The organism is uncultured Gimesia sp., assembly GCF_937910335.1.
Taxonomy (GTDB): domain Bacteria; phylum Planctomycetota; class Planctomycetia; order Planctomycetales; family Planctomycetaceae; genus Gimesia.
The window spans coordinates 1-12,823 of record NZ_CALEMX010000346.1 but is presented as its reverse complement, the minus strand read 5'-3'; the positions used below and the strand labels follow the sequence as shown (position 1 = coordinate 12,823).

The 12,823-nt window shown below is 45.8% G+C and carries 9 protein-coding genes; 2 read left to right on the top strand and 7 right to left on the bottom strand.

What is annotated here, in order from left to right; genetic code table 11:
• Positions 1–157: 157 nt before the first annotated feature.
• Positions 158–1,273, bottom strand: a complete 1,116-nt coding sequence (locus Q0668_RS13930) for a DUF481 domain-containing protein (RefSeq protein ID WP_298865694.1) — start codon at positions 1,271–1,273, stop codon at positions 158–160.
• 639 nt (positions 1,274–1,912) lie between these two features.
• Between Q0668_RS13930 and Q0668_RS13925 the strand changes: the two genes are divergently transcribed.
• Positions 1,913–2,599: a hypothetical protein gene (locus Q0668_RS13925; protein WP_298865692.1), complete on the top strand. Its 687-nt coding sequence runs from the start codon at positions 1,913–1,915 to the stop codon at positions 2,597–2,599.
• A gap of 36 nt (positions 2,600–2,635) precedes the next feature.
• On the opposite strand, the gene Q0668_RS13920 is transcribed toward Q0668_RS13925, so the two are convergent.
• From Q0668_RS13920 to Q0668_RS13895, 6 genes are all read right to left on the bottom strand, one after another.
• A complete protein-coding gene (locus Q0668_RS13920) occupies positions 2,636–6,196 on the bottom strand; it encodes an efflux RND transporter permease subunit (RefSeq protein WP_298865690.1) in 3,561 nt (1,186 codons plus the stop codon).
• Between the two features lie 12 nt (positions 6,197–6,208).
• Positions 6,209–7,507, bottom strand: coding sequence for an efflux RND transporter periplasmic adaptor subunit (locus Q0668_RS13915; protein ID WP_298865688.1), 1,299 nt, complete (start codon positions 7,505–7,507; stop codon positions 6,209–6,211).
• A 56-nt stretch (positions 7,508–7,563) separates the two neighbouring features.
• Positions 7,564–8,019, bottom strand: a complete 456-nt coding sequence (locus Q0668_RS13910; RefSeq protein WP_298865686.1) for a MarR family transcriptional regulator — start codon at positions 8,017–8,019, stop codon at positions 7,564–7,566.
• A 224-nt stretch (positions 8,020–8,243) separates the two neighbouring features.
• Positions 8,244–9,470 (bottom strand): SUMF1/EgtB/PvdO family nonheme iron enzyme, encoded by a 1,227-nt coding sequence (locus Q0668_RS13905; RefSeq protein WP_298865685.1) that lies wholly within the window; start codon positions 9,468–9,470, stop codon positions 8,244–8,246.
• A gap of 112 nt (positions 9,471–9,582) precedes the next feature.
• Positions 9,583–10,920 carry an HD domain-containing protein gene (locus Q0668_RS13900; protein ID WP_298865683.1) on the bottom strand — a complete coding sequence of 446 codons (1,338 nt, stop codon included), beginning with the start codon at positions 10,918–10,920 and terminating at the stop codon, positions 9,583–9,585.
• Between the two features lie 36 nt (positions 10,921–10,956).
• Positions 10,957–11,619 carry a nucleoside 2-deoxyribosyltransferase gene (locus Q0668_RS13895; RefSeq protein ID WP_298865681.1) on the bottom strand — a complete coding sequence of 221 codons (663 nt, stop codon included), beginning with the start codon at positions 11,617–11,619 and terminating at the stop codon, positions 10,957–10,959.
• A gap of 202 nt (positions 11,620–11,821) precedes the next feature.
• On the opposite strand from Q0668_RS13895, the gene Q0668_RS13890 reads away from it, so the two are divergent.
• Positions 11,822–12,823 (top strand): DUF2079 domain-containing protein (locus tag Q0668_RS13890; protein ID WP_298865679.1); only part of this gene is annotated, 1,002 nt, incomplete at its 3' end.

The window sequence follows — 12,823 nt, the reverse complement described above, 5'->3', positions numbered from 1 at the left end:
AAGACAAAAATCGATGGTTTAGATGATTTCGATCTGGCATTAAGAATGTTTTCCCCCGGAGAATCCGTGGAGGTCACAGTCTTGCGTGACGGAAAACGCGTCAAGCTGACAGTCAAACTAGGGAAGCCTAAATAACAATATTTTCGCGTTCCGCCTTTTACTTTCGTGTGTAAACCAGTGACACACTACCCGTGTAATCACTTTTTTTGCGACCGGCATTGGGGACGGAGTTGTAAGTTTGTAACAAACCAAATTTCAAGTTCCAGCGATCTTTATTATCTAATTTGAAGAATAAACCTGTATCTGAGGTAACACGCAAAACCTGAACGTTATTCACGCTGGGAGTCCAGGTTTGTTTGTGTTCCAGCTTTGCATGATCTGATAGCGGCCAATGAAATTCCATTTCGGCAAACACGTCTAATGTACTCCTTCTTAACCGTGGACTATTATAAATTTCACGCGTTCCACCAGGCCCCACACGCACGATCAATCGCTTATTTTTTTCATTGATGAACCTATAACCAAGACCGGAAGAAAAGGTTCCCCGCCAATCCAGGTTTTCAAATTCATCATAGGTATTTTTGTTCGTCATGAAGACGATCCAGTTAGTCTTTCGAGCAATATCCAGTGTGGCATTCCCATACCAGCGATTGGCATCCCGAACTCCATTTGACTGCCCCCAACGACCGCCAATTTCGAATTCGAATTTATTGTCGTTGTCTGATTTTTCCAAAAGTAGACTGGTTGTCAAATAATCACGGTCCGTATTCCCTCCGAGAAACGTACCACCTAATTCCATCCGCTTGGTCCAGATCTCCACATACTCCCAGTACTCGTCAACATATTCTTCAATCTGATCAATCGGAGTTACACGATCAGATACTGAATCAGGAGTCGGTGGAACTGCATCTAATGGATCCACAGTGATCAAGGGGGGGACTGCGGGAGGAACGACACCTGCATTATTCACGAGCAATTCCGTTCCCTGATTCGAAGAGTCAGCCTCCAATTTCCCTGCGTGAAACTCTAGCCGATCTACTAAACCCATTACGATCGGACGGACTTCACCATCTGGCAGGCGAAAGAGAATAGTCCCCTCTTCAAACCCGACACTTTCTCCACTGAGGTTTTGTCCATTTTTAAGATAAAGTATTTCGCTTCCGCTTCCATCCGCTGTAAAGCCGATACCGGAACTGCTTAGCAGGCAGAGAAGTGGAATCACAAGAAGACGAATCACCTGATTCGTTGAGAAAAGGCTGTGAAAACATCGCATTTAAACTTCCGGAGGTGGATAAATAATTTGTGAGATATGAAATAGAAGAGAGATGAACGGAATTGGTCATTAGATATGAAAATCAGGCAGGATGCGATTTATAGTTCTGATCGAGATTGACTGCAATATGTCTCTTTGTAGACATCCATCCGACTGAATACCTTAATTCCATTTTACATCCACAGCCCAATGAAAATCTTCCTAACCTTCTCACAATTAGATGCTTACAAAGACCAGAACCAGCGAGACCCCTAAATAGATCGAATTGCTCTCTCAATCTTGACGGTGAAAACAAATACAGCATTTCTATCAGTTATAATACATACCGCCCTGATCTCAATCTTACCTGATCCTCATAACCGGACGTTTTAACTGTCTGGAACTCTTCCCGCATCTCATCTTTCCGGCTCATCTGTCTCAAACTCAGCAAAAAAGTGAGCAACATCAATACTACTTCAGACCTGCCCTCGATTTGCATGCTAGAGTTTTTTGATTCCAGTTTGTTCCTGGCACTTCAACTACTGAACGAACTGAGCAATTCATCCAAACAAAACAAATTATAACACTAAAGCATCATTGGCGATAGAAGACCAATGGACAACAGATTTGTTGTCTGTCGTGGGGGGGAGAGATTTTAATATGGGTTTCATAAAAAAATTCTTAAAGACTACCTATCGGGATAATACTGCAGGTAAGTCGCGCAGTAGTTTCGAGAGTCTCTCAGAAGACCAGTTAGAGACGCATCTGCGAATTGCTAAATATGGTAACTTCAATCTGACAGACGCCATTCGGCCGTCTTATGATCTGGAGGTAGTACCTCAATCTGGCTACCGGCACGATGTTTATACGGACAAAGAGACGGGGATCAAAATCCCGGTCCTGATGGCGGCTGCTTCAAAAGAAGTCTTGTTTGATCTGTTCATCGATTTACTGGACCCGCTTGGGCATGAAGTCGATGTGGTACTGGAAACGAGCCATGATGGTTCGAATAATCAGCACCAGGATCTGTATCGTGAGCATATGGATCTGCCAGTTCTTAAAAGTACGCTCTATGATTATGAAGACCTGCTACTCAATGATGGTTGTGCAGGGATTGCAGTTCTGAACCCACTCATTCCGCTGGAAGTTCAATTTGATGAACACAAACTTCTGATCATGTATGGCCAGGGAATTGAACAGTTCGAATATACCTTAGAGGAATACGGAATACCTCATATCACAGATTTGAAATTTATCACCGAAGCGGAACACGTGCATTCTTCGTGCGATGAAGCGATCGATGAACTGGATCAACTGAAATACCGTCTGGGAATTGATTTTGAGTAACTGAAATACTGCGTAACCAAAATACTTCGAAGTTTCTCAAACAGTGATATTTTTCTGAGTCTCTAATCCGACTTCATCAGGTGGTGCAGCAGCTGTCTGAGAATCTACCAGTAACCCAGGTCGCAAGAGATTCAGTCCCCATTGTTTGGCATCCATTGTCAAACTGAATAGTGTTGGTACCAATACTAACGTGAATAGCGTTGACACGATCAGTCCGCCGAGCACGACACTTCCCAATCCACGATACAATTCGCTTCCAGCACCAGGGAATAATACCAGAGGCAATAGACCCAGAACCGTTGTCGTGGTAGTCATGAAGATTGGCCTGATGCGCGTGCGAATGCTTTCCAGTATCGCTTCCCTAGGTGACAATCCTTCTTCTTTGATATGATTAATTGACTGGTGAATAATCAAGATCGGGTTATTCACCACGGTCCCTATCAAAATCACAAAGCCTAACATGGTGAGTACATCCAGCGTCTGAAGCATGAACAGATTCAAAACACTTAGCCCCAAAACTCCTCCGACGGCTCCTAAAGGGACGCTAAAAATAATGACCAGAGGATAAATCCAGGATTCAAACAATGCCGCCATTAAGAGATAAGTAATCATTAAGGCGAGTATCAAATTGAACTCCAGGGCAGCCCAGGTATCGCGCAATTTATCTGCGGTTCCGGATAATACAATGCGATAGCCCCCCGCCAGTCTACCGCTTTCCCGTAGCGGCTGAATGATTTCTGATTGAATCTGGCCCATCGCGTCTTCTAAGGCCATATCTTCAGGGGGAGATACTTCAATCGTTATCGCGCGTTGACGCTCGCGATGATTGACCTGCTCGGGCCCACTGGTAATCTCTACATCTGCTAATGCTCCCAATGACACCAGCGATCCCATCGGAGTGGCCACTGACAATGCACTTACATCCTGCGTATTTTGAATATGCTTGGATCGCCCGATGATTGTCAGATCGATTTTATCTCCACCCAGATAATAGTCTCCGGCATAAGCGCCATCAATCAAAGCGTTCGCCGTATAACCCAAATCGACACTATTGACTTCCATTTCGGTTGCCTCAAACAATTTTGGTACGATATGAACTTCCGGGCTGGAAAGATCGAGGCTGGGAATCGGACGTACCTGGGCGGCTGGAATCATTTGTTTTACCTGTCCCAGTACCTGCCCTCCCATACTCACCAGTTTTTTCAAGTCCGGCCCAATGATTTCCACCTCAATCGTACGTCCGCCGGTCAGACCTCTCTCAAAAAGACTGGATTGCTTGGCCACAGTGAATGTTCCGGGTAGTTTGCTGCCTGCTTTTTGAATCAGAGGAATCAATTCCCCAACACGTTGTGAATCAAAAGCGCGAATGCCCATAAATACTTGGCGTCCGCGCGCGACGAAAAAGAAATCGCCGATCACCGGATAATCGAGTTGTTTCGCTTCCTCACTGTTCGGATCAATATCCCAATAAGGCCGTAAGTCATTTTCAACACTCTCCCCCAGTTCCATTAACTGATTGAGATTGTATCCGGGAGGGGGTAGCAATATGGCGAAAATCAAATTTCGGTTGCCTGTCGGAAGATATTCTACTTTAGGCCATAACTGCCAACTGATGCCAATAGCAGCACCAACAAGTAAAAACACCACAAGAATTCGACGAAGCAAACCACTTTGAATCCAATGATTTACTCCCACAACCGTTCTGACAAGTGCCGCACAACCAGATTCAATCGGACTGATAATTGCGTTGTGTAAAATACTTTTGTTGATAGGATCTTTCGCCGGAGATTCGTCTTGACTGAAAACACGGTCATCTTCGATATCCTGACCCTCTCGCTTATTTAATAAACGTGCGGATGCCGTTGCAATCAATGTCATTGATACTACTAACGAAAGCCCCACCGCGGCACTGATCGCTAATGCAATATCCTGAAACAACTGCCCTGCTTCTTCCTGAATAAAAACGACTGGTAAAAAAACGGCGATGGTAGTCAGTGTTGATGCAAGCACCGCCCCCCAGACTTCATGCGTTCCCTTAATGGCAGCACGAAAGGGTGATTCTCCCAGTGAATAACGGCGAAAAATGTTTTCCAGAACCACGACTGCATTATCAACCAGCATCCCTACGGCAAACGCCAGACCCGCCAGACTGATTACGTTTAACGAGCGTCCCATTGCCCCTAAAATTAAAAACGTACCGATAATACTGGTAGGAATAGCCATTCCTACCACTAATGCCCCTCGGGCAAACCAGAAACCAGCTCCAATAATTAATGCCAGACTGATCACAAAAAACCAGGGAGAGAATAACATCGCAGCAACAGCGGTGAGGAGTATAAATGGTACGATCAATAAAGTACGCACTCCCAGATGCAGAAATGACATTAACACTATCATGGTTAATGCCCCGCCGATAAAAATATTATTTTGCACCAGATTAATTGAGGAATAGATATATTCGGTTTCATCATAGACCTGGATCAGTTGCAATCCGCGCGGCTTGAGTACATTTTCATCGAGGTCCTTAGTGGCTTCTCTCAAACCATCCATAATATCCAGTACATTGGCTCCCGTTTCGCGTACGCAGTTAATGGCAATACTCGATTCACCAAACCGCCGGACCAGACCATCAGGCTTTTTATATCCCAGACGAACGGTAGCCACATCTCGCACATAAACGGGTGCCCCCGCACGAATTGTCAATAACTGATTTTCGACTTCTTCCACACTGCGAAACTGCCCCAGCATGCGAACGACCCAGCGTCGTTTACCTTCCCAGAAATCGCCGGAGGAAGTATCTTTGTTCTGGCCTCGCAAAACGTCACGAACATCGGTAATTGTGATCTGGCGCGCAGCCAGTTGTTCCGAATCAACAACGACTTGAAGCTCGTCTTCCAGCCCACCTAACACGTTGGATTGTGACACTCCTGAAACGCGTTCAAACCGTGCCTCGATTTCATCTTCAGCAAAACGGCGTAATTTCGTAACTTCCAGGTCTTTGGGAGGTAAGAGACCATCTCTGACTTCCGGATGCTCTTTGGCTAAAAGTCGCAATCGCAGCATGGCCAGCCCCGGGTTGGGAGTCTTCCGGATGATGTCTAGCTCTTCCTCGATCTGGGGATTTGCTTTCTGAAATTCAGCGAGTTTCTCATCGGAAGGCAAACGACTACTTAGAATAAACCAGGCAATCGGTCGGTCTGCAGCATTTGAAGTACTGATCACAGGCTGGTCTGCATCTTCTGGATACTCGCGTACCTGCTGTAAGCGAGAATTCACTTTCAGTAATGCTTCATCCATATTTGTCCCGACCAGGAACTCCAGTGAGATAGAGCCTTTGGAGTCAGCACTTTCCGAACTGAGCTTTGTAATTCCTTCTACACTTTTCAGTTGTTCTTCCTGTTCCAGAACAATTTCGCGCTCGACTTCCTGCGGACTCGCACCTGGCCAACGCGTTTCAATTGTAATCGTGGGCCTTTGAACTTCGGGCGTCAATTGCATCGGCATACGGATGAGCGCAACCAGTCCGAACAAAACGGTCATTAATACTCCGACCGTCACTTTTACCGGATTATGCACAATTGAGTGAATCAAACTCATCAAATTTCCTCTTTAACCATTCGAATTAATAGCTTTGGCTTTTGGTTGTGCATCAGGGGTCAAGATATTTCTAATGACTACATCCTGTCCCGGTCTTAAACGTTCATTTCCTCGAATGACTACATGCTCACCCGGTTTCAGATTACCCTTCACTTGAATTAACCGGCCACTGGCGACTCCCACCTGCACGGGAACGGCACGCGCCTTTCCCGGCTTTTGCTGGTCTGATCCAGGATCAACCACAAAAATCATCGGAGTGAGACCTCCCAAGACCAGTGCATCCTTAGAAACTAACAACGCCTTCTGCCGCGAACCAGTCGGTAGTACAGCACGGGCTAACATTCCCGACTTCAGAAGCGGCCCATCATCTGTAATTGTATTTTTGATGCGAACTTTTACTGGAAACGTTCGAGACCGGACATCAGCCTGCGGAATAATCAAGGCGACCTTGCCTGTAAATACTTTATCCGGAAGCGCGGGAACTTCCACGCGCACATCCATCCCCAATCGGACATGAGACACATGGCTTTCCAAAACCTGAACGCTTACGTCAACCTCGTCCAATGCGATCACTTCTGCAACAAGCTCACCCGAACTGACCCATTGCCCTACTTCTGTATGTTCGGCGACAACATATCCATTAAATGGGGAAATAATCGTATGTTTAATAATCTGACTCTCAAGTTTATCGACCACTGCCTCTTGAATCGCTACCCGCGATTTTGCCTGATCGATCTTCTCTTTTCGGGGGCCCTTCACTGCCAACTCATAAGCCGCCGACGCTTCCTGATACAATTGCTCGGAACGAATTGACTCTGAGACAACCTGCTGAATATCATCGTCATTGACTGCTTTTCTCGAATAAAGGGACTCCAACCTCTTCAACCGTTTCTGTTGATATTCCGTACCGGCTTTGGCAGCCAGCATCAGCGCCTTGGCTTTTTTAATTTCATCTGGCCTTGTGCCATTCATTAATTCATCACGTTCATGTTTTCGAAAGTCCAGTTCAGCCTTTTCTGCATCCAGCTCCAAATTGATTGTGTTTGTCAACAACTGAGCCAACGGCTGTTTGGCACGGACGTAGTCCCCTTCATTGACAGGAAATTTTTCAACGCGTCCTCCGACGGCACTACCGATCACACTTCTTTTGATCGGCAAAACCGTTCCCACAAAGATCTGTCCGGCGGCAACTTCCCGCTCCACAATTTCCGCAACATCCACCTGAGCGGGGCCGCGTTGTGCAAACAAATCCCCTGAAAACACAGCACATACATAAAAAGGGACTACAAGTCTCGTAGTTAATCTCATCATTCACCTCAACGACATATTTAATTCATCAACACAATCACATCTTTTTTTCTGTAATCTCAAGCGGTCTCATATTCTGAAACGTTAACACCCAGGTTTTTCTGCACCTGCATCAATAACGACTTCAATGTATCAATATCCTCGGTGCTCATACCTTGCGTAGCCTTCTTTCTAAGTTGTTTCAAGCATGCCACCATCTGTGACCAGACTGGTTTTGCCTCCGGGCATACTTTCACAACTTTGCGACGGCGATCTTCAAGGTCACTTTCGCGTTTGATCCATTGATCCCTCTCCATACGGTCCAATATTCTGACCAAAGTAGGCGGCTCAATCATCATCCGGTCAGCTAATTCCACTTGCGATAACGGACCTTCATAGACCAGCCAACCAATTACCTGAAACTGACGAAATGTAATACCATACGGTATTAACTCCTGATTCAAAGCATCCTGATAGAAGTGCGAAGTAATCGTAATCCAATACCCGACGCTCTCTTCAAAATCATATTGCAACATCAGTTTCCCTCATATATTAAGGCCCCATATTCATTAGCCTGGCTAATAATTAGCCCAGTCTACTATGCCAACACTAGGAATCGCAAGACCTGACTGAGTTCCGGAATCAGTTTTGAGAGTTTTCCAGGCAGGTTGGAAGAGATTTGCGGTCAGTCCGCGATAACGGATTGAATATTGAGGATGTACCGTCAACTCGAAAAATACGTAGCATCGCAAAATAAGAGTTAAAAGGATTTCTTATTTTTGGATTTTTCGGGAGTATCAGATTCGTCGGCGGGCTTGGGAAGATTCAACACACAACGGAACCCGACATCCGCAGGAGGCGTCCGCATGTTTTCCCCTATGCGTTTCCGAACGTCCCAGGATTTTTGATTTCCACGTACGACCCGCATACTGGGAATTACGGATCGCCTTGGACCGTTCCAGCCACGTACTATCCCTGCGTCTGCCAATGTAGTTGCGGCCTGATAAGAATTTTCAGAATACCAGTCATCACACCATTCTCGCGCATTGCCAGATAAATCGAGAACACCATAAGGACTTTGGTCACCTGAAAATGATCCCACAGGGTCAATTTGCCCCGGCATTCGCGTTTTATGCCAAAGGGCACGCCCATTACCCCAGGGATAGACGAAGCCTGATTCCCCGCGTGCCGCTTTTTCCCATTGTGTTTCGCGAGGAAGTTGCTTACCCATTGTTCGCGCATAATTTATTGCGTCGGTATAAGAAATCCCCATTGCAGGAAATGCAGCGGGCTGCCTGTCATTGCCTGCTGGTTCAGGCAGCTTTCCTTTCTGGGCAATCATTTCGGAACGCCACCGCCGATATTGCTCAAGAGTCACCTCATACACATCAATATAAAACGCATTTTGATAAATCGTAAATTGGGGTGAAGCGTTTTTCGAACCATTCTCTTCACCTTGAATCGAAACGCCTGCAGGAACCAGCACCATCTCACTGTAATCCCGATCACAGCGAATTCGATTAGGAAGACCTTGTGCAGAATAACCGGCATCATCGATAGCCAAAAATCCTTTGGGTAGTTCAAATGTTGAATCTGGTATTCCCTGATCACCCTGACTACCAGACTTGATCACGGAAAACGTAGTAGAATCAATACCCTTCTGAGCGGGTAGCAAGACGGCATATTGTTCATCAGCTTCACTGTTTGGCCCGGGCTTCCTGATTTGAAAATTATGAATATAATCTACAACTTCAAAGAAATTTTCCGGCTTCCCATCGAATTCCGGTTGTTTCTTTTTATCTCGAGATTTTGTCAGTGATTTGGGGCCGCTGGATTTTAATTTTGGCACGCTATCTGAGGATGATGATGAACTTCTTTTTTGTCGTAACGTTTGTTTATTTGCAACTTGTTCATTTCCACCACAACCGACGACCAAAAATAAGAGCCCCCCGGCGAGCAAATAAAATGTTCTCCAACTGGATTTCATAATCAGCGCCATCTTCAGACCCAATCACAGCAAATGATTAACTAAACAGATTTTATTGCTTTCAATTTTAACATCTCTGAAATTGATTAACAGGCCCATTCTGGCAATTTGTTCATAAAGAGTCTTTAACAGACTGAACCAGCAGTTTTTGAAAATCCTGCATCTCCGAACATTGCGGTGCAATATTCGGGTGCGCAAATACCCGAACCCGTTTCACAAAGTCATCAAATTGCTTCTGGGCCAAAGTATCAACCACAGGTGAAACAACATGCAACGGCTGATATTTCATATCACGTGCCGAATAGATCTCAACATTAAATTCGACTTCACGATGTGTGGGTGGTGCGTCAATTAATATATCAGTAGAAGCGACCTGCTGATTGAAGCGATGCGACAACCTTTGCGCCAGATTCTCACTCCATTGTACCAGGGAGGCAACCGGCTGATGCGCGATCAATTCGAAAACATCTGATGACTCATAAAAACTGAATTCAGCAACCCTCTTATACAATGTGCGTTTCGTGCTAAAGATGCCCTCAACCAACCTTTCGCACAAGGTCCCTTTCGCCTGTTCGCGTAATACAGAAATAGAGTCTGCTTCTGTCAGTTTAAAATATTCAGACAGATCCAGTTGTTGATAGAGATGGTAAAAAGCGCGGGCAAACATTGTACTGGCAGAGCGAACCGCGTGATGCCAGTAGACTTCGCTGAACATGACATACCGGGCAAACACCATCAACTCCGCTGCCGTTTTTCCTTTGGAACCAATTGCCAGACCATCGCCGGCTTCATTGACCATTAGCGAATGAATCAGCCGATTTTTATCAAAATTTCGCCCATAGGGAACGCCGGCATGCAGACTGTCACGATCCAGGTAATCCATTTTATCGATGTCAATCGGCCCTGATAATATGGAACGTACAAGCCGCATCTCTGCCGTATCTGATCGGGGAACCAGAATGTCCAGGACCTCGTCCGGTTCAATCCCCCATTCGCTTCTCAATACTGCAGCGAGTTCATGCCCATCCGACAGAAATTCTCTGGCGAACGATTCATGTCGAGGAATTCCCTCCAGTGACATATCTTCAATCAAATGACAGAAAGGCCAATGTCCCAAATCGTGGAGCAAGGCGGCAACGATCAAGACTTCAGCAGCATGCACGTCGATTGTAGCAGCAAACCGGGTATCCTTTCCTAACTGCCAAAGATATTGTAATGCATTTTTATAGACTCCCAAAGCGTGTTCGAAACGTGTGTGTGTTGCCCCCGGATAAACCAGTGCAGTAAACCCCAACTGTGTAATGTGTGACAATCTGCGAAATTCCGTAGTATCCACCAGCGCGCGAATGCGAGGCGTAAATGGCACATCCTGTTGGTGGGGAATACGAACTAGACCGCTTCCAGACTGCAAATTGGATAGTTCAGGAATCTCAACATACGGATGGTTCATAAAAGATCAATCAATTCTACTTTGTTTTTTTGTCGTTCAGGCTAACAGGGTTGATCGATCATTGGGAGCAAATAACTCTTCAACGACGGACGCAATCATTTCGTTGTCTTCTTGCGTGCCTTCAGAACACAATGCATCCCACAAAACCTGCCCTGCCTGAACTGCCTTTTGAACCTTGATTGGTAACGCAGTCAATGAAACCGCTGATCGCAATTCATGATTCATAATTGCAACAGACAAAGCATTTGGAATCAGTTCAATTTGATCGACTGATTCAAAATCGACCATACCAACCAGCAGCGGATTCATCCGTCCCTGTATCAGAGAACGAACATCATCCTGATAAGCAATTAATGGTTTTCCCAACATCCAGGTCATAGCAGCTTCTGAAACCGCCCCTTCATCGGGAGTACGGCCATTCAAATTCCAGACCATCGCCTCACATTCCACAACCAGTTGATAAACATCCAATGCAAAGATGGCTTCATGTAAAAACTGAGCCGCGGTCGGAGTATCCCAATTTCGCTCCACCAGAATTTCCAGCACGAGTCGGAATTCCATACCATCCCGGTGAGGTAAATAAACAGAATATCCAGTTTCCGTTAACAGATCGGCAATGGCCGTCATCTCTTCACGTTCGGATCGATTAAATAAGGGGCCAGCGCAGTAAACGCGAATTTGCTCATTCGAATGTTGCATGGTCAAACCTGTGTTGCTTCCCTGCTGAAAGAAAACCATTTAGAATATTGAGAAGGATGGGATCCTGTTGACTATTGTAGCAATGCCCTGTTTTTTTTCACCTAAACCACATTCTTTTCACATTTCTTCTCCAAAAATCGTGATAAGAATCACCTATTTTATCACAATTACTGCGTAAAAACCTGAATCCAGATCGAATTTGATGAATCGCATTACCACTCCCGCATTGCAATTTGACAGCCAACGATTTACTTGCGCAGCACTTTGTATTCTGCTTGGAAGTGGTTCTGTCACGCTGGCGATTCAGACTATATTCAGCAATATGAACATTGCGACTTTGTACGTCAGCTCCTCGCTCTGGCAGGAGCTGGTCCAATTCTGCTCTGGAAAGATTGAGACAACAACCCAATCGGCCCTGATCCCGTTCTTCCCGTTGATGGGTTACCTGCTCATCGTAGCAATCTTAACGGGGAGCATTGGAGCGTTTTTAATTTCCAAAGTTGACTCGCTCCCCTTCCGTATCGCTTTTACAGAATGGGGCTGGAAAGGATTCCGCTGGTGGTTGCTACCTGCGCTCTGGGAAATTTTCCGCGTTATGGCAATCATTCTCGGCTGGACCAGCCTGGAAACTCTGTTGCTGGCAACTTCACAATTCTGGTTTTCGCTGGCTATCGCAGGCTGGTTGGCAACTTTTGCATCGATGGTCATTCCTCTTGCCGAACGGGAGCCTTTGGCTCAGTCTAATGAGACACAAAAAATTGGTATCCCCTTTACAGCCTGGTTCATGATGGGGCTGTTCGTGGCTCTATTTACATTCATGAACTGGCAACTCTATCACGGCTTGTTAATCCCGCATGGTGATTCTGCCATGTATGAAGAACATCTCTGGAATGTCGCACATGGAAAAGGATTTCGCAGTTATCTCGATCAGGGTTTATTCTGGGGAGAACATATTCAGTTCATTCATCTGCTCTTGCTTCCCGTTTATCTCCTATGGCCTTCCCATTTGCTCTTGGAATTCTGTGAAACAGCGGCGCTGGCCATCGGCGCCATTCCCCTTTATCGAATGGCAGTGCGACATGGCCATTCGACAACGGTCGGCAAAGCAATGGTGGCTGCTTACTTATGCTACTTTCCAATGCAGTTTCTTGATATTGCCATCGATTTAAAAACGTTTCGGCCGATCTCATTTGGAGTTCCCGCT